The organism is Mesorhizobium sp. f-mel (assembly GCF_053850215.1).
Genome location: NZ_JBSPTO010000016.1, coordinates 72,791 through 91,584 on the forward strand (window position 1 = coordinate 72,791; position 18,794 = coordinate 91,584).

Below are 18,794 nucleotides of genomic sequence, written 5' to 3' on the forward strand. Positions count from 1 at the left end.
GGATTCAGGCTCGGCTGACGTCGATGCCTGATCGGTTCGTCGGCTGGCGCATGTCGCGAACGATGCCCATGGCAATGGCCAGCAGCATGCCCAGCGCAAAGCCGGCGAAAGCTCCCAGGCCTGCCATCAGGGGGGTGCGGGGCGGCCACGAGCGTCCCGGTGGCGGCACGGCGGTGGAAATCACCTGTACATTCGTGGTGTCGATCTGCTCGCGCTCGGTGATTTGGCGCGAGCGAGACAGGAAGCTTTCATAGACCGCCCTCCTCGAGGCGGCGTCGCGTTCAAGTTCACGCAGGGCGACCTGGGACTCGCTGTCGGTGAAAACATTGTTCTTCAGATCGTTCATTTTGGCGCTGAGAGAAGCCAATGAGGCGTTGGCCTTATCCAGGTTGGCTTTTGCGGTGCCGACCGTGCGGGCGAACTCTGCCCTGAGTTGAGAACTGACGGTCTCGAATTCTGTCCTAAGCCGGACAATCGTCGGGTGGCGCGGACCAAAGGTCATGGATTGTGAATCGATTTGCTGCCGCAGGCTATTTGCCTTGTCGCGCAGTGCTGCGAGTGCTGCCGAAACCGCGGGGTCAGGATTGGCTCCATTGACACCGGCGGCAACCAAGGCGTCGTAACTTGCCTGCGCTGCGATGACGCGCGATTGCGCCTCTCCAATTTCACTATTGAGCTGCGTCATCGTCTGCGAACTGACAAGCTGGCCATTGCTGGAGGACAGGTTGTGACTGCGCCTGTAGCTCTCGACCTTCTCTTCGGCCGCCTGCACGTCGCGCTTGAGTTGGCCGAGCCGGCCCTCAAGAGCAGCTGCGGCACGGCTGGCACCAGCAGCTTCGGCCTTGGCCAGTTCGTCCTGGAAAGCCTTCACTATGGCTTGCGAGATCAGGATCGCCTTGCCGGTGGTTTCTGCCGATACCGAGAGGGTTGTGACGAACGACGTTTCATCTGCAGCGACGCTGACCCGCTCCGCCAGGCTTTTCTGGGCGATAAGCTTCGGATCGGACTTGGCGCCACTCGCTGCAGCACCAGACGTGAAGGAGCTCTGGTCCGGGTCGAAAAACTCCGGATCCCTGGCTAGACCGAGTTCGTCCACTACCCGTGCAAGCACGTTGCCCGAGGTCAAGATGCGCTGCTTGCTGCGCGCGTTAAGTATTTGGCTGTCGACCTGGCCCGGCTGCGAGTAGAGATCGTTTTCCACAACCTGCAAATTGGCAGGATTGATGAGGATTTCTGTCGTAACGGTATAACGCTGTTTGCTCAGCAACCCGTAGGCGGCGCCGATGACGCCGCCGGCCACTGCCAGCATCAATGCCAAGACGAGCCCGGCACGCAGCCAGACAAACAGGCGTCGAAAATCGAGCTCAAGGAAATCGCCGATCTTGTCGAGCGTCACCGTCGGGACAGGCTCGGGCGTGTGCGGAGTGACAGGGGCGGAGGTGCGTGCCATGACTGGGGCATCCTGTTGCAGCCTTGCCCTGCTGGCGCGCCGTGCATTGGCGATCCGCTCGAGTGCGCTGATATCGGAATCCGCTGCAGAGGGAGGGGTTGTGCCGGAAGCGGCGGACATGGTGCTAACTCTTGTTATTCGCTACGCGGGCCAGCACTACAGAAAGATCGTTAACATCTCATTTTCCAAGTTGGCATATTTTGCCGAGTCACACGCCGCGTCCGTTCGGCGGTCCCTTGAATGGATCTCGTTGGCCAGAATGCCGCTTGAATACCCGCATTTGGATGGGCCATGAGCTATCCCGCTGCCGCATCGGAACGATTGCTGTCCAGCCAGGCGCGCCGTCAGAACGCGCTGTCGATTCTGTTTTTCCTATGCGCTGCGTTGGCGTTCCTGCTCCGCTTCACGGTTTCACCGCAGATTATGAACATGGTCGTCGACTATACGGCCGACGGTGGTTCATTCTACGAAAAACTGCATTTCGGCACCTATGCTATCTTTCTGCTGCTTCCATTCGTTCTTTTCAGCCGGCCGTTTCTGCTGCAGGGCGACGAAATTGGAATCTTCAAGGCTTTGCTGCTCTATTCTGCGCTGATTTTCGCGCTGGTGCCGTATCTGTTCATCACCGGCCGTGCGGGCTCCTCAGGGTTCATCATCGATACCTATCTGGTGGCGGGCGCCGCAGGCCTGTTGATGCTGGCCTTGAACGCGGAAGTACGGCGGGCGTTGGGCGACGTCATGCTTGGAATGGTGATCCTCAGTGCCGTGATGGGCACCATCGAAGCGGTGACTCAACAACGATTTCTGCCTTACGGTCTCAACGAACTGCAGTTCAGGCCAATCGGGCTATCGGCGCACCCGTTGGCCCTAGGCGCGCTCTGCGCCACGGTCATCGGATTCGTACCACTGACGCGCTGGCGCATATGGGTGCGGGTGCTGGCGATCTTCGTATTGCTCGTCGGTTGTGCTGCGTCAGGCGCTCGCGCCGCCCTGTTGCTAGCGGCCGGAGAAACCCTCATTCTGCTGATGTTCGTGCCTTGGCCGCGCCTGACCCTCAAGCATCAGCGGCAGGCCAAGTCAGTCGTGCTGCTGTTCGCCCTGGCGGCCGGCGCAGTGCTGGTGGCCATACTGTTTTCGGGCGGACTGCTGAACCGATTCGGCAACACGATCTTTGACGAAAATTTCATGGCTCGGGTGACGATCTACCAGGTGTTCGGACTTGTTAGCTGGAAAGACATCCTGTTTGGCATGAACGTCGACGACCTGCTGGCGATCGTCAACGAGAAGCTGCATCTGCCCTACATCGAGAGCGCGCCGGTGGTCATCATCATGCTCTTCGGCTTGCCCATAGCCGTGCTCTTCATCATGCTGGTATTCTGGTTCATTTTTCGGCTGCTGCGCGCGGCGCCGCTGCCGGCATGGATCGGCACCATGACGTTCCTGCTTGCTGCGCTGTCGAACAACGCGCTCTCGTCAAAATCGCCGGAGATCGCAATTATCGTGGTGCTGCTGCTTGCCTATAGAAACGCGCCGTATAGGAACCGGCCGAAGAGCACATCGTCGGCTGCGGCTGCATCCGAGCCGAAACCGGATCGGCTCGGATAAGCACAGGCTCCAGACGCGTCAGCCGGCGCTATCCACAACCTCGACGTTGCCTGCGCGATTAAGCGTGTGAATGCCCGTGCGGGCCCATGCCGGCCCCGGGCCGATCGGGCGGGGCGGCGCAAAACGGACGTCGAAATCGTCAAGCCTATCCAGCCGCATCAACCCGAGACCGCCGCCATAGGCTTTCGACCCGTTTTGAACCGGCAGAACTACGGCGTCACCCTGGCGAATAAAGGCGCCGCCGGGCCGAGCGGCCGAGTGATCGACGGCGATGGGATTGAGCGCATGCGCTACCCACGGCCCGCGCAGCGAGGGTGCGGAATAGACCGTCATCGTATCCGACGCGCTGCCGTAACCGAACCGCTCCGTCCCCAACAGCCAGAAGCGCCCATCCAATTCGAGCAGCGTGGCGTCATTGAAATCCTTGTCCGTCATCAGCACGGTGTCGCGTACCCAGCGATCCGGAAACTGCGCGGCGCGGTAGAGCACAAGCTCGCGCGCCGCCCCACTTTCCGGAATCATGAAAATCTCGCCGGCCTGAGCGAACACCTGCGGATACGACAGGTGGTGCATTTCCTCCAGTACCACCCTCGGCACACCGAAGGTGCCATCTTCGCCCAGCTCGGCGACAGAAATCACGCCGCGACCCGTAGCGTAGGGAAATTCCTCTACAAACAGATAGTGGCGGCCATCCCGCTCGAGGACGAATGGATCGGCATAGAATCGCTGGCCATCGTCGGGGAGGACGGTGAACGGCTTACCGTCAAGTTGCCCGGTTTCGGCGACACCTGACCCGTCGATCAGCCGATAGGCGACCTGCCAATAAAAGGGGCGCCTTCCAAGTCTGAGTTTTTGCACAGCGCGATCGACCAACCCCCCGCAGAAAAAGGGCAGATAATGCCGGACAAAACCGCCGTTCCTTAGGATCGGTGCCGGGTTATCGACAACTGGCACAAGTTCGCCCGCGGAAAAACGGGCGACGCTTTGCACAACCAGCGAGATGGCCCCAGCGAGCAGGTCGTTGCAGCTGCGAGATAGCCAGAGCCGGTCGCTGATCATCGGTCGCCCCTTGGCGACTGTGACGCCGTCGAGGCGAACGGCAAGTTCGGGCAATCGCCCGCTCACCAGCATCTCGGCCACACCGGCGGGGAAGGTGCTGTGGCCGCAAAATTCGAGCGTCAGGACAGGCGTGCCTCGTCGAGCGGCAGTGCCGGTGAGATCGATTACGAGGTCCGCTGGACCAGAACCGCCAGACGGCAACGGCTCGGAGCGGCCTGCCAATGAGGGACCGAAGCGCCGGCTCTCCATCGCCAGCACAATATCCAGTCCGCGTGCGATCGGCGCAGGCGTCGGCGCGCGGCAGCTCGAAACCACGTGACTAGCTGCGTTCAACCGTACCAGGAGCTCATTTTCCCAGCGCCGAGATCCGATGGTGTGGCCGATAATTAAAATATTAGTCAATCGAATATGTTCTTTTTCAAGACTACTGTGCCAGGATACCTATCGGTTTAGGCTTTCATAAGAGTTACCGGGGAGAACGCGGGCTTGGCTGTTAATCATATATTAAGATTTAAGGTCACGAAGGCGGCTTCTGCAGCTAGTATAGCTCTTGTGGCGAATAATCAGCAGGTCGCGACGCCTTCTGGCGACCAGGATCAGCAATGAACGTCCTTTCACCTCCGAAACTGCCGGTCAGGCAAAAATTGCTGATCGTGTTCGGCACGAGGCCGGAGGCGCTCAAATGCTTTCCGGTGGTGCGTGCCGCGCTTGCCCATCCGGGTTTAGTTACCGAGACATGCATCACCGGCCAGCATCGCGAGATGGTCGACCAGGTCATCGAACTGACCGGCCTGCCGGTGCATCACGACCTCAACATCATGCAGCCCGGCCAGACATTGTTCGACGTCACCTCGCGCGTGCTGCTGGGCATGGCCGAAGTGCTGGAGAAGGCGAAGCCCGATATCGTCCTCGTGCAAGGCGACACGACCACGGCGATGACTGCGGCTCTGGCTGCTTTCTACAAACGCATCCCGGTAGCCCATATCGAGGCAGGATTGCGCAGCCACGATATCAACTCTCCCTTTCCAGAGGAACTGAACCGCAAGATTGCCGGCGACATAGCGACGTGGCATTTCGCGCCGACCATCCAGGCGCGCGACAATCTCATCGCCGAAGGAAAGGCTGCGAACACCATCTTCGTGACCGGCAACACGGTGATCGACACGCTGTTGCATTTTTCCGGCGCGATCGACGCCGACAAGTCGATGAGCGCCAAGCTCGCCGCCGATTTCCCGTTCCTCGATCCCGCCAAGAAAATGATACTGGTCACCGGCCATCGCCGTGAGAATTTCGACGGCGGCATCCATCGCATCTGCACGGCGCTGAAAGGGTTGGCGGTGCGCGAGGACGTGCAGATCGTCTATCCGGTCCATCCCAATCCCAACGTGCGCTCGGTGGTCAACGCAGAACTGGGTGGCGTGCCGAATATCCACCTGGTCGACCCGCAGGACTATCTGCCGTTCCTGTTCCTGCAGAAGCAGAGCTACCTGGTGCTGACCGATAGCGGCGGCGTGCAGGAAGAAGCGCCATCGCTCGGCAAGCCGGTGCTGGTGATGCGCGAGAATACCGAGCGGCCCGAGGGGATTGCGGCGGGTACCGCCCGTCTCGTCGGCACCGATATCCAAAAAATCCTGTCCAATGCCAACAGCCTGCTCGACGATCAGAATGCCTATCGCGGCATGGCGGAACGACACAACCCGTATGGCGATGGCCGGGCCAGTAACCGGATCGTTGAGGAATTGCTGCATCATGGCTGAGATCAAAACCGTTTCCGTTATCGGCATGGGCTATATCGGCCTGCCGACCTGTGCCATCTTCGCCAGTCGAGGGCTCGACGTCATTGGTATCGACGTCAACGAAGCGGTGGTCGAGAAGGTCAATCGCGGCGAAATCCACATCGTCGAGCCGGACCTCGATGGTTTGATCCAGAAGGTTGTAGCCAACGGCAAGCTTAGGGCATTCAGTACGCCGCAGCCGGCGGACGCGTTTGTCATCGCAGTGCCGACCCCGATGACCGAGGACCACAAGCCTGACGTGAGCTATGTGCTCGCGGCGGCACGAAGCATCGCCTCCGTGCTGAAGCGGGGAGACCTTGTGGTGCTGGAATCGACATCGCCAGTCGGCACGACGCGCATCATGACGGGACTGCTTGCCGAATTGCGGCCCGATCTCAAATTTCCTCTGGTGCATGGCGAAGACGCCGATGTCCTGGTCGCCTATTCGCCCGAGCGCGTGTTGCCGGGAAAGGTCCTTACCGAGTTGATCAACAACGATCGGTCGATCGGCGGACTGTCGCGCAAGTCGTCGGAACGCACCGCAGCACTCTATTCGACCTTTGTTGCCGGCGACCTGTTCACGACCCAGGCCGAAAGCGCGGAACTGGTGAAGCTGACCGAGAACGCGTTCCGCGACGTCAATATCGCCTTTGCCAACGAGCTTGCGGCAGTGTGCCAGGATGTGTCGCTCAACGTTTGGGAGGTGATCGATCTCGCTAACCGGCATCCCCGCGTGAACATCCTGCAGCCGAGCCCGGGCGTCGGCGGCCACTGCATTGCGGTCGATCCGTATTTTATCATCGATGCCGCGCCTAACAGCACGCGGCTGATGGCTTCGGCACGCCGGATCAATTCCGAGCGTCCATTGTCGGTGGTCAGAGATATAGAAGCCTTGCTCGATCCTTCCCGCAAGCAGACGATCGCTTGTCTTGGCCTCAGCTTCAAAGCCAATATCGACGATATGCGCGAGAGTCCGGCTGTCGAGGTGGTGAAGCTTTTGTCAGATATTCCCAACCTGAAGATCATCGCGGCCGAACCCAACACAAATAGGCTGCCGCATGAACTCGAGGGTAAAGGCATCGTCTTTACCGATGCGCTTTCCGCCATCGACCAGTGCGATATCGTCGTCCTGCTGGTCGACCATCGGCAGTTTAATCTGGTTGATCCCGAAGCGCTCAAGGACAAGAAGCTCATCGACACAAGGGGTTTGTGGACCTGGCGCAAAGCACGCAAGCCCGACGCCCGCATCGAAGGCAAGAAATCAGCGCTCGAACACCTAGCACTTCCTGCAAGTGCCGAGGAGGCCGCATGAACGCGCACGACCCAGCATGGGCGCAGCATCGCCTATTGGCGTCACGGCGCCGGGAATTCCTTGGCGCGCCGATCCATGCGCTGACCATGGCCGAAACGCTGGCCATCGCCGATGAGGCGATGACCCTGCGGCGGCCGCTGCATCATGTGGTCGTGAATGTCGCCAAGCTTGTGAACATGCGCAACAACGCCGAACTGCACGAGGACGTGGCAACGGCGGATGTAGTCAACGTCGACGGCATCGGCGTGCTTTGGGGGGCGCGTCTTTGCGGCGTCGCGCTTCCGGAGCGAGTAGCGGGTGTCGACATCATGATCAATCTGCTGAGCCTCTGCGACACGCGGGGCTACAGGCTCTTCCTCCTGGGCGCAGAACAATCCGTTCTCGATGCGGTTAGAATGCGACTTGCCAGGGATCATCCGGGTCTCGTCGTCGCCGGCATGCGCAATGGTTATTTCAAGCCGGAAGACGAGGCCGGCATCGTCGAGGCGATCAACGCCTCGGGCGCCGACTGCCTGTTGGTGGCGATGCCGACGCCGCGCAAGGAGCGCTTTCTCAAGCGCTATCGTGACGAACTCACTCCGAGTTTCGTCATGGGCGTGGGCGGCAGTTTCGACGTCTATGGCGGCAAGGTTGCCCGGGCGCCAAAACTGGTTCAAGCGGCCGGTCTGGAGTGGTTGTTTCGCGTGGCACAGGAGCCGCGACGCTTGTGGCGCCGCTACTATGACACCAACACTGCCTACGCAGCGCTGCTGTGCCGGGAGTTATGGGGCCGTCGGGGACGCCGAAAGGTCGATCTATAAGTAAGTAACGATTGCCCCAACAAGCGGGCGGCCGCCTGGGGCTACAGCCTTGGCCCGAAGTCGGAACCGCTTTTTCTAGGACTACGGCACGGGTCTATGCGAGCCGTAGCCGCGCCCGCAGCTTAGCTATGAATTGCATCGCGGCGGCAGGATAGAACAGCCAGGTCAGCCCGAAGAAAACCACTGCGCCAGCGGTGCCGCCCGCGACGAGCGAGAAGATGGCCGGCATATCGCCGAGAAGAGCGCTGGCAAGACTGGCGGCCAGCCCCGTGCAGACCGAAATGACGATCGAAACGCCGATGTCGCGCCATGGCACCGGCACCGGCGTGAGCCGTTCGCTGATGATGATGCAGGCTAAAAGGCCTGCCAGCGATCCGCCCGCCAGCGCCAAAGCAGCGCCGACCTCCGCCATCGGAGGGATCAACAGCACGGACAGTGCGATTGTCGCCACCGAGCCGAAGGAATTGGCGATGATCAGCAGCCACGGCCGCTTGTGCGCGTGCACCACGGTGCCATAGACGAAGCTGGCGAGATTGGCACACAGCACGCTGAAGGCGATGATCGGAAAGAGCAGGCCGAAACGGCCGTGATATTCGGAGGGCAGCAGGAGCTGCGTGATATCGCTGCTGAGTGCGACCAGCATCGCTGCGACCGGCAGGCAAAGGCGCATCATCAAGGCCATCAATTGCGACAGCAGCTGGCCCGATGCCGCAGGACCGTCGTCGTCGAACCGGCTGACCACCTCGGGAAAGGCGCCCATGTTGATGGAATTGGCGACCATATCAATGGGCTGGCGGGCCAGTGCATAGGCTGCGGCGAAGATCGCCACTGCGCCGGCATCGTAATAGATCTTGAGGAACACACGCTCGGCGCTGTGCAGGCCGAAGCCTACCAGCGCCATGATGACCAGGGGCACGCCGAGGACGAAGAACTCCTTTTGGGTGAAGCGTGGCGGACCGGCAACGACGCGTCGGGATGCCATGATGCCTGCCACGATACCGGCAATCAGCACGCCGAGGCTCGAGCCGAGCGATACCGTTAGAAACGAATCTTGAAACATGACGATGGCACCGATCGGCAGCGCAAGTTGCAGCACGGCGCGCAGGAACTCGAGGGTCGAATAGACCGAATGACGCTGCTGCATCTGCAGCACCGTCAACGCGAAGCGGCCGATGGAACCGGCGATCAGGTAGCTGCAGACGGCGATCGCGAACTCGACCCAGCGCTCCGGCACGATCACTGCGGAGGCGGCCACGGATATGATCAGCGCCAGGGCCGTGCTGGCAAGCAACACCTGCCCGGCCAGCATCAGGCTGCCACGGCTGACGTCGCCTTTGCCCCCAAGCCTGAGCAAAGCGATGCGCAGCCAGTTGGTGACGGCAACGTCTGTCATTTCGCCGACGGTCACCACCAGGGTCAGCAGGCCATACTCGGTCTGATCGATCAGCCGCGTCACGATGACCAGCAGGAGCAGCGCGGAAATCCGCGTCAGCAGGATCGCCGGGGCATAGATGAGCGTGGAGCGCAGCAGCAAAGAGTTGTCCCCGGAAAATTCACCTTCGATTAACCGTCGACCGGCGGAAAATCCAGTGCGATGACGGCATAGGGTGAACAGATTCAGTTTGAACTAACGGATTCGTCGTAAACCTTGTTTGAAACCTTTGCCTTGTCGTTCCGAATGGAGTCATGTTGCAGCGTCCGGTCCACAATCAAAAAGTCCATGTCCTTGTCGCGACGCCTTCGGGCGTTTCGGGGCAGGGTGGTATCGACCGCATCATGGGGGCGCTGAAGCAGGAGTTCGAGCGGCAGGAGATCGCCGACATCGATGTACGCTTCTTTGCCAGCCGCGGCTCGGGGCATGTCGCGTTTTCGATCTTCTATATGTTTGACTTTTGCTTGCGGATGCTCGCGGCGCGTTTGGCGAAGCGCGCCGATGTCGTTCACATCAACATATCGGTTTCCGGCAGCACCTATCGCAAGATGGTGATCGCCGCCTGCGCACGGCTGCTGTCGATACCCTATGTCCTGCATTTGCATGGGGCGCAGTATGAGACATTCTGGAAAGACGATCGCAGTTTCATGAGCCGCCGCATCGAAGCTCTGTTCGAGCGTGCCGGTCGGGTGATCGTCTTGGGCAGGCTTTGGCGCGACTTCGTCGCCAGCCGGGCACCGGGGGCGGCCGACAAGATTGTCATCGTTCCCAACGCCACGGCGGTTCCATCCTTGGCGCATGTCGGTGGCGGCGACCATGTGCATCTCCTGTTCCTTGGCCGCATCGGCGACCGCAAGGGCGTCCCGCAATTGCTGGATGCGCTGCACTGCATGGAGCCGATCAAGAGTTGGCGCGCCACGATCGCCGGCGATGGCGACGTCGAGGCGGCACGGATGAGAACGGCCGAACTGGGCCTTGCCGAGCGCGTTACCCTTCCTGGCTGGGTCGGGCCTGACGAGGTCGCTTCGCTGATCGCTTCGGCGGACATTCTGGTGCTGCCCTCCTTTGCCGAAAATCTGCCCGTCTCGGTCATCGAAGGCATGGCTGCAGGTCTCGCGGTAGTGACGACGCCTGTCGGCGCCGTGGAGGACATCATCGCCAACGAGCAATCCGGGTTGCTGGTGCCGCCCGGCGATGTTGCGGCGTTGACCGAGGCGCTGACACGGCTGGTCGAAAATCCGGCATTGAGAGCCAGGCTTGGTGCTGCCGCGATGGCCGTGCATCGGGAACGGCTTGAGCTCGTACCTTTCGTCGGCGCGATCTGCGACGTCTGGAGGTCGGTCGCGCTAAAAGCTCAATCGGTCAAGCGCTGACGCCATCCTATGTAAACGTGGACGCTGAGCTTGCGCGCCGCGAGGTGAGCCTAAGACGAGCAGCTACGGGTCGAGCGCAATATCGATCCCGTTGGCGTCACTGCGGCGCTCCAAGCTCAAATTCGCGATGGAATATCTCCAAATTCAACAGCGCCCAAATTAGCTTTTCGTGGTCTGCGGCACCGCTGGTATGCTCCGAGACGATTTGATCAAGGTGTTTGGCGCTCAAATAGCTGCGAATGACGGACTGAGAGGAGCAAAGATGGTCGTCCACGTAGTTCCTCATTGACCCGCGAAACCATTCGGCGACGGGCACCTTGAACCCGACCTTGCGGCGGTTGAGAATTTCCTCAGGAAGCATGTTGGCCATGCTGTTGCGCAAGATCAGCTTACCCTTCCGCCAACCCACCTTGTAGCGATCGGGCAATTTGCTGACGAACGCAACCAGATCGCGATCGAGGAACGGCATTCTTCCTTCGATTGAACCGGCCATCATCATCCGGTCGCCTCGTTCCAAGAGATTGTCAGGCAACCACGATGTCTGATCGAAAAACAGCGCGCGGCGAAGATGGGATGCCTTCGCGCTTGAGGAGAACGGGAAGTCGTTGCGTTCATTGCGGCAATTGGCCGGCGCACCGATGAGGCGACCGTGTTCCCGCGCTGTCATGGCCCCAAACCAGGAGATCATCCGAGTGGCAAAGTCCGTTTCGCCCGCGCTTCGGGCAAATGTATCGAACTTGGCCGATGCGCCAGGCATGGCGCGTATCAGAGGGGCGAGGACGTTGTTGTGGAGCAAGGCTGGAACGAGCGACCGGTAGATTCCAGCCAGTGACTCCGCGCGATGTTTGGGATACCCGCCGAGAATCTCGTCTGCCCCTTCCCCTGTGAGCACCATCTTGACGTCCTGCGAGGCTCGCTCCGACATCAGGTAAATTGGAATGTCCGAACTTTGTGAAACAGGCGCCCCCAGATGGCGAATCAACATGGGCAGGTGGTCAATCAGGTCGTCCGCCTCAATGACCAGTTCGCAATGATCGGTCTTGAAATGATCGGCGACGCGTCGGGCGAATGGAAGTTCACTGTAAGCCGGTTCGCTGAAGCCGACCGAAAATGTACGAATTGGCTTGTCGCTGTGCTTGGTCATCAGGGCAACGATCGCTGACGAGTCGAGGCCTCCGGAGAGAAAGGCGCCAAAGGGTGCATCGCTGCGCATTCTGATCTCGACGGAATGGTCGAGCAGTTCCAGAAATCGCCGCTTGGCGGTTTCGTCGTCGATGTCCTCGGTCAGATCGGTTTGATCTGGAGGCGTATAATAGCGCGTTTCCGTCACGGTCCCTTGCGACCAAACGGCATAGCTTCCGGGGTTGAGTTTGCGGATTTGTTTAAAAAGCGTGCGCGGTCCAGGCACGTAACGCCAGCGCAGATACTCGTGCACAGCGTCCAGATCGAGCTGCTGCGCGTTTGGCTGCGATGACAACAACGCGTTGATCTCCGAGGCAAACGACAGCAATTTTTCGCTTTCCATGAGGTAAAGGGGCTTTTTGCCGAAGGGATCGCGGCCGAGGATCAATTCGTGCCTCTGAGCATCCCAGAGCGCAAAAGCGAACATGCCGCTCAATCGGTCAAATACGGACAAGTGCCACTGATCATAAGCTCTGAGCAGCACCTCGGTATCGGAGCGCGTTCGAAAATGATGACCGAGGCCGATCAGTTCCTGGCGCAACTCGATATAGTTGTATATTTCGCCGTTGAAAATAATTCTGAGACGGCCGTCGTCGATATGCATCGGCTGATTTGAATCGGCGTTTAAGTCAATAATCGCCAGGCGGCGATGCACCAACGCCAATTGGTTCCCGCCGGTGTTCAAGTCCAAGAACTCGGTGCCTTCGGCATCGGGGCCACGATGCCGCAATGCGTTGGACATTCCGGCGGCCCGATATTGTGGGTTCTTGACTCTCGGCCCGATCCAGCCGGCAATTCCGCACATCATCTCTTCCCTGGGCGCCGCGTGTTCGCGACGCTGTTTACGACGAATGTATTAAACACTTGGTTGCCGACGAACCGGACCGCGGAGAAAGCCGCCAAGGTGTTTCAAAGGCGGGCTTGACCGGTTCGATCAGGCTCTGCCGTTCCTGAATGACGTGCCACCGACGGTTGCCGCGGAGACGGCAGCTCTTGCCGTCGCGTGATTGATCACTAGTTTGTGGCGGGGACAGGATTGGCGTTGCCGCCCGGCTGCTCATCCGTCAAGAGGCGCAATGGCTACGGCAGGCCCAGTGCCCGCATCATCTCCTGGTCCGGGACCGCGGGCCCTTCGGGCCGGATAACGGTCATCCCATAGGGATTGGAGAATTCCCAGACAGACCATGGTATCGCGAAGCGTTCCGCCTGCTGGCGCACCGCCTTGAGATAGCGCAGACGGTCGGCGTCGAATGCGCCCATGCGGCCGTCCGCAGACATGAGGATCGCACCGAATTCACCCATGAAGAGCCGTCGGCTTGGAATGCCATGCGCCTCGGCCCAGTCGACCGCCTGACGGAAGCTCGCCTCGAGTTGGCTCGAGCCCCAATTGTGCTCGAAATATCGGGCGATTGCTTCACGCGCCGCGACCATGTTCATCATTTGCTCGACCGGGCTCAGGCCGGCGGCGTCCATCTGCGCCTTAAGGGTTTCGGTCACCTTTTCGGGCGTACTGCTGTCGGCCGGCCAGGGCAGGCCCGAGGCGAAGGCGCCTGTCCCGTCGGGCCGCTGGTGCGTGAAACTGTGCGGCTCGTACATATGGAAGCTGTAGTAGAGGTTCGGATCGTCAAAGCCCGGGGTGAGATTGACCAGCCCGGCAATGCTGCCGCCACAGGCGCCTGTTGCGACGATGGTGAGTTCGCTGCTGACTGCGCGAATATCGCGGACCGTGTCTGCCATGATCCGCTGCCAGTCATCGCTGCCGCTCGAATCACAGGGGTAGTATGCCGGCTCGTTGTAAGGCTCGAAGGCTACCTTGTCGGTGCCAACCCTGGCCAGCATGGTGGCGACCGCCACAACCATTTCGCGATAGCTGGCAACGCCTTCGCTGTCGGCACCGTCATAGATCATCTCCATGCTGTAGGCCGGAACCTGGGTGACGCCGTGCAGGTCGAAAACCACCTTAAGGCCGGCCGACGTGACCCGCTCGACCGCTGCGGCAAGTATGTCCAGCGCCTGCTGCCGTTTGGCGCCCTCGCTGGCAAGCAGAGGGCCGGGGTCGACGCTCAGCCGGACGAAGTCGAAGCCCATCGATCGAATGCGCGCAAACACTTCGCCATCCGGCCAATCGGTGAGCGGCCTGTGTCCAGCGCGCCACTCCTCCTCGCTGCGATAGGGCGGCCAACTGTAGGATCCATCGTCCTCGACCGGCGACCAGTTGAGCCATTCATGCACGCCGACGCCGCGCTGGAGCTGGATCGGCGCAGCGTTGGCGGCTATCGCCATGCCGAGCACGCACGCTGCAACCCACGCCATCCTTCTCATCGCCACTCTCCGCATCATGGTCGGAGATATTAACCGCAGGATCGGAAAAGGAGGATTGCCGTCGTGCGGCTTTTCGACAGCATGGTATATAAGAATCGAAACCTTGGCGGAGCGCGTATGAGAGTCGGCTGGTACATCAACCGGTTGCGCAGCATGGAGCCGGCCGAGGTGTTGCACCGGCTGGGCGAGCAGCGTCGAAGGATCGCTTCGCGCCGCCGCGACGACGGTTGGGAGCGTTACGCTTCGCCCCAGTTGCACCCGGTGCTGCGTGCATTGCGCGATGCTGCGCTGGCTGCGACACCGGAGCAACGGCAAGCCATAGCGGCGGCGGCGCAAAACACGCTTGGGGGCCAGTTTTCCGCACTTGGGCGGACATGGCCACGGCGCGATCGAGATCGGCTGTTTCCTCCCGAGCTTTGGCGCCTTGATCCGGTGACCGGCAGGCTTTGGCCGGGTCCCGAGGCCCATACTTTCGATATCGATTTTCGCCATGGCGGCGGCCGCGGCGATGTAAAATACGTTTGGGAGATCAACCGGCTGCAGCAGTTGCCGCCACTGGGCGCCCACCTGCTTCTCGCCGGCGACGACCAGTCCCGGATGGCCATAGAGGCGGCGATCGACAGCTGGCATTCAGCCAATCCGCCGTTTCGAGGGGTTTGCTGGGCCTCCGGCATCGAAGTAGCGCTGCGAGCCATCAGCCTGATTGTCACCATGGACCTCGTCGGCGACCGATTAGGCGCGGCGACACGGCAGCAAGTGGGTGAAATACTGGCGGCAAGCGCCTATTGGCTGCCGCGGTTCCCTTCTCGATTTTCCTCCGCCAACAACCATCTCGTCGCAGAACTGGCTGGCGAGTATCTGATCGGCCTGGCGTTGGGGACCGAATCCAACGATGTCCGCGGCGCCCTCCTGGCTGAGGCGCGCAAGCAGATTCTCGCCGATGGCGCCGGTGCCGAGCAGACCCCGACATATGCGGCCTTCACCGCCGAACTAATTTTGCTGTGCGCCGCTGCGGCACGCCAGGCCGGAACGCCGTTTCCCTCGCCCGTCGAAGCGCGTCTGGCCGCATTTGCCAATTTCGTCGCTTGGCTCTCCCCAGCTGCCGGCTTTGGCGACAACGATGAAGGTCGCGTGCTGACGCTCGGGGACGAGCCGGACTATGTCCGATCCGTCGCCGCCGCCATCCGTGGCTTTTTACAGATGCCGGGCAACGCGGCGGCGCCACACGATTTTCGGGCGCTTTTCTTTGGCAGGCCGTCGGAACCGGCACCGGCGTCGCATGGGTTGCAAACGTTCACGCAAGGCGGGCTCTCCGTCTGGCGCGGTGAGATGAATGGCCGCAGCATCGATCTGACCTTCGACCACGGCCCGCTCGGCTATCTCTCGATAGCGGCTCACGGCCATGCCGACGCGCTGTCGCTCACCTTGTGCATCGATGGCGAGCCGGTGCTGGTTGACCCCGGCACCTGGCTCTACGGTTCGGGGGGCGTCTGGCGCGACTGGTTCCGCTCGACACCGGCGCATAACACGCTGAATATCGAGGGCAAAAGCCAAAGCATCATCGCCGGGATGTTCAACTGGTCGCACAAGGCGGTTGCGGCATTGGTGGAGAGCGAGCCGGGAACGCACTGGAAGCTGCGCGCCCGGCATGACGGGTATAGAAGCCGCTTCGGTGTCGTGCATCAGCGCACCGTGACGCACCAGGCCGACGGGATCGTCGTGACCGACCAACTGCTCGGCGGCAGGCGCGTGGCCGAGGTCGTCTTTCAACTCGCAGCCGGCCTCGGCACCAACCGAGACGGAAGCACGATCATAGTGCTGCGCGGCGACGAGCCGCTGATGACCATTCGGTTTCCGGACGCTGCGGTCGACATCCGCGCCGGCGGCGACGCACCGGGGCAGGGCGGCTGGGTTTCACCGCGTTTTGGCGCCAGGCAGCCAGCCGAACGCATCGCCTGGCACGGCGAAGTGGGCGAAGACGGAATTAAGATCCACCTCGCGGCAATCCCACCGTCGCAACGATAGCGACCGGCGCAGCAGCAGAGCGGGCCATCCGCTGTTCCGGCCGTATTCGAGATTAATTACGTTCCGACATTTAGCGTTTTGTTACGGTTGAACTGCTAATCTGGCGCAAATCCGGCATGCTTTTGCTCGTTGCAGCCGCAATAGCCACCTGGTTGCGGGCAACATGCAGTGGGTTTGGCAAGTTTTTTGCTTCGTAATTCGCCGGTAGCCATTTTACGGCCCAGGAGCCACTGCACCGATGTTTTCTGAATTCGCCAGAGTGATTGTGGAAAAGCTTTCGAACGTCAATCTGGTGACGCTCGGCCTCCTATTTCTCACGGCACTGGGGAGCGCGGTGGTCGCTTACTGGCGAACTGTCGAGCACAAGTCCCTCAGGGACTTTTTCGATTTCGCTTTCCCGGCGGAAGTCATCCTGCATCCGTCGGCGCGAGCGGATGTCCTATTTTGGGTCACTAAACGGGCGATAATGCCTTTCCTGCTCATCCCTGCCGGCGTCACCTTCGTTGCCGCCGTGGGCTATGGGACGCACCAGGCAATCGGCTGGCTCCTTGATATCCAGGCGCCGCTCATCGACGGCCCGGCCGGACCGGTGACGATCGTCATCTTCACCGCAACCATGCTGATCGCCTACGACATTTCGTACTATCTCTACCATGTCGCCCAACACCACTTCCCGTTCCTATGGGAATTGCACAAAGTGCATCATTCGGCCGAGGTGATGGTGGGAATCACCAAGGATCGGGTTCATCCGCTGGACGATCTGATGAACCGTATCTGGGATGGTGTCATCCCGGGGATATGCTTCGGCATCTGGAGCCTGATCGCGCTCGATCCTGTAGAGATCGCTATCTTCGGCATCAACGTCTATGTCATTCGCAACATCCTGATGATGGACTTTGTTCGCCATACCCATTTCAAGATTTCCTTCGGCCGGTTGAACAACATCATCTTGTGTCCGCACTGGCACCAGGTGCACCACAGCATCGACCCTCGCCACTACGACAAGAATTTTGGCCTGCTGTTTTCGTTCTGGGATCGCCTGTTCGGGACGCAGTTTGTCCCGGATCCGGATGAAGACCTCAAATTTGGCCTGATAGATCGCGATGTGCGCGACTATCAATCGCTCTTTGGGCTTTACATCCTGCCGCTCAAGAAGATGGGAGGGCATGTCGCCAAACTGTTCCAGAGGCGTCTCGATGTCATCGCACAGCCACAGGATCGTTCCCCTTCATGAACACCATTGTTTCGATTGACGCTTCGAGCGCAGAGCGCCTGGAAGTTGTCCGCTCGGCGGATCGCCTGGCTGCGATCGAAGCCGATTGGATGCATCTTTGGCATCGCACCGAAGGGCTGATCTTTCAGAGCCATGCCTGGATTTCGGCATGGTGGCGTACCGTAGCGGACCGTGACCAGCGCGCGCTGCGGATCGGGTTGGTCTGGAATGGTGACAGGCTCGTTGCCGTCTTTCCCATGGCGATCGGCAAGCGCAAAGGCCTGCGGTTTCTCGAATGGGCGGCCGGCAGCTATACCGATTACGGGGATATTCTCGTTGCTCCGGAATGCTCCTCATCGGCGCTGCAGGACGTATGGGCCCGGATCTGTGAAGCCGGTGGCTTCGATATTGCCTTTCTCAATCATCTCTTGCCGGGTGCGGCGGTCCGCAGAATTTTCACTCCGGATACCTCCGGCGGGATCAGGCTTCGCCCCAATCACAGAGAGGAAGTCAGCTATCGCGTCGCAGGACAATGGGAGAGCGGAGCCGCGTGGTTCGCGGAGCAATCGAAAAAGACGCGGCAGAACTATCGGCGCGGCGTCAAGACGCTGGAAGAAGCCGGGGAAATGAAATTTCGCCTGCTTGCGCCAGACGAGCCGCTACAGCCGGTACTGGACCGCCTCTCTGCCCTGAAGCGCAGATGGCTGGTGGAGCGCAAGCGTGAATCCCAACTTTTCGAAGAGGGAGCGCCAGTACTCGCCGCACTCGTCGAGGCGCTGGCGCGCGCCGGCGTGCTGCACATTTTCGTACTTGAATGCAATGGCGCGATGGTCGCAGTCTCCATCAACTTCGTCCAGCACCACACCATGATGGCCTTCGTGACCACTTTCGATCCGGATTTCAGCCAGGCGTCGCCCGGCATGATCCTGATGATGGACTACATACGGTGGTCGATCGATCACGGCTTGGGCACGGTCGATTTCCTGTGCGGCGCAGAGTCGTTCAAGCACAAATTCGCAACGCAGGGCGTTGTCCTGCAATCCGTTCTTGGGACGCGCACGGCGCAAGGCTCGCTCGCTTCTCTTGCCGATCGTATGCGCCAGAGGGTCCGGCATGTACGCGGGCGCGGACTGGTGCCGACAGCTTGATTTTCGGCTTGATCGGCGCCCGGAACACCGTGTCCGACAGGCAATGGCAAGTGCTGTCCTATCGCTTCCCTCGTCGGATCGCCGGCAGCACGAACCGC

14 protein-coding genes are annotated in these 18,794 nt (G+C 60.6%); 9 read left to right on the forward strand and 5 right to left on the reverse strand.

Annotated features, from left to right (window positions below):
* Positions 1-4: 4 nt before the first annotated feature.
* Positions 5-1,450 (reverse strand): GumC family protein, encoded by a 1,446-nt coding sequence (locus tag ACWUKX_RS19695; protein ID WP_456008522.1) that lies wholly within the window; start codon positions 1,448-1,450, stop codon positions 5-7.
* On the opposite strand from ACWUKX_RS19695, the gene ACWUKX_RS19700 reads away from it, so the two are divergent.
* A complete protein-coding gene (locus ACWUKX_RS19700; RefSeq protein ID WP_456008524.1) occupies positions 1,449-1,745 on the forward strand; it encodes a hypothetical protein in 297 nt (98 codons plus the stop codon). The two genes, ACWUKX_RS19695 and ACWUKX_RS19700, sit on opposite strands and share 2 nt — an antisense overlap.
* Positions 1,742-3,055, forward strand: a complete 1,314-nt coding sequence (locus ACWUKX_RS19705) for a VpsF family polysaccharide biosynthesis protein (protein ID WP_456008525.1) — start codon at positions 1,742-1,744, stop codon at positions 3,053-3,055. Before ACWUKX_RS19700 ends, ACWUKX_RS19705 begins: the two co-directional genes overlap by 4 nt.
* 18 nt (positions 3,056-3,073) lie before the next feature.
* Here the strand turns inward: ACWUKX_RS19705 and ACWUKX_RS19710 are convergent, their stop codons facing one another.
* Positions 3,074-4,516, reverse strand: a complete 1,443-nt coding sequence (locus tag ACWUKX_RS19710; protein WP_456008526.1) for a glucosamine inositolphosphorylceramide transferase family protein — start codon at positions 4,514-4,516, stop codon at positions 3,074-3,076.
* Between the two features lie 200 nt (positions 4,517-4,716).
* On the opposite strand from ACWUKX_RS19710, the gene wecB reads away from it, so the two are divergent.
* Genes wecB through ACWUKX_RS19725 form a run of 3 tightly spaced genes read left to right on the forward strand, consistent with a single transcriptional unit; the run spans position 4,717 to position 8,001 of the window.
* Positions 4,717-5,871, forward strand: coding sequence for a non-hydrolyzing UDP-N-acetylglucosamine 2-epimerase (gene wecB, locus ACWUKX_RS19715; RefSeq protein ID WP_456008527.1), 1,155 nt, complete (start codon positions 4,717-4,719; stop codon positions 5,869-5,871).
* A complete protein-coding gene (gene wecC, locus ACWUKX_RS19720) occupies positions 5,864-7,201 on the forward strand; it encodes a UDP-N-acetyl-D-mannosamine dehydrogenase (protein WP_456008528.1) in 1,338 nt (445 codons plus the stop codon). The genes wecB and wecC overlap by 8 nt, the downstream gene beginning before the upstream one ends.
* Positions 7,198-8,001: a WecB/TagA/CpsF family glycosyltransferase gene (locus ACWUKX_RS19725; RefSeq protein ID WP_095518845.1), complete on the forward strand. Its 804-nt coding sequence runs from the start codon at positions 7,198-7,200 to the stop codon at positions 7,999-8,001. Before wecC ends, ACWUKX_RS19725 begins: the two co-directional genes overlap by 4 nt.
* A gap of 94 nt (positions 8,002-8,095) precedes the next feature.
* Here ACWUKX_RS19725 and ACWUKX_RS19730 read toward each other — a convergent pair whose 3' ends face one another.
* Positions 8,096-9,535 (reverse strand): lipopolysaccharide biosynthesis protein, encoded by a 1,440-nt coding sequence (locus tag ACWUKX_RS19730; RefSeq protein WP_455837696.1) that lies wholly within the window; start codon positions 9,533-9,535, stop codon positions 8,096-8,098.
* 152 nt (positions 9,536-9,687) lie between these two features.
* On the opposite strand from ACWUKX_RS19730, the gene ACWUKX_RS19735 reads away from it, so the two are divergent.
* On the forward strand, positions 9,688-10,806 hold the full coding sequence (locus tag ACWUKX_RS19735; protein ID WP_456008529.1) for a glycosyltransferase family 4 protein: 1,119 nt from the start codon (positions 9,688-9,690) through the stop codon (positions 10,804-10,806).
* 97 nt (positions 10,807-10,903) lie between these two features.
* Here the strand turns inward: ACWUKX_RS19735 and asnB are convergent, their stop codons facing one another.
* The gene (gene asnB / locus ACWUKX_RS19740) at positions 10,904-12,793 is read right to left on the reverse strand and encodes an asparagine synthase (glutamine-hydrolyzing) (RefSeq protein ID WP_456008530.1); all 1,890 of its coding nucleotides are present in this window, start codon (positions 12,791-12,793) and stop codon (positions 10,904-10,906) included.
* A gap of 275 nt (positions 12,794-13,068) precedes the next feature.
* Positions 13,069-14,310, reverse strand: coding sequence for a glycoside hydrolase family 5 protein (locus ACWUKX_RS19745; RefSeq protein ID WP_456008531.1), 1,242 nt, complete (start codon positions 14,308-14,310; stop codon positions 13,069-13,071).
* Positions 14,311-14,427: 117 nt separating this feature from the next.
* Between ACWUKX_RS19745 and ACWUKX_RS19750 the strand changes: the two genes are divergently transcribed.
* The 3 genes from ACWUKX_RS19750 (at position 14,428) to ACWUKX_RS19760 (ending at position 18,696) form a co-directional block, all read left to right on the forward strand.
* Positions 14,428-16,335: a heparinase II/III family protein gene (locus ACWUKX_RS19750; protein WP_456008533.1), complete on the forward strand. Its 1,908-nt coding sequence runs from the start codon at positions 14,428-14,430 to the stop codon at positions 16,333-16,335.
* A 238-nt stretch (positions 16,336-16,573) separates the two neighbouring features.
* The gene (locus tag ACWUKX_RS19755) at positions 16,574-17,569 is read left to right on the forward strand and encodes a sterol desaturase family protein (RefSeq protein ID WP_456008534.1); all 996 of its coding nucleotides are present in this window, start codon (positions 16,574-16,576) and stop codon (positions 17,567-17,569) included.
* Positions 17,566-18,696, forward strand: coding sequence for a GNAT family N-acetyltransferase (locus tag ACWUKX_RS19760; RefSeq protein ID WP_456008536.1), 1,131 nt, complete (start codon positions 17,566-17,568; stop codon positions 18,694-18,696). The genes ACWUKX_RS19755 and ACWUKX_RS19760 overlap by 4 nt, the downstream gene beginning before the upstream one ends.
* Positions 18,697-18,794: the final 98 nt, after the last annotated feature.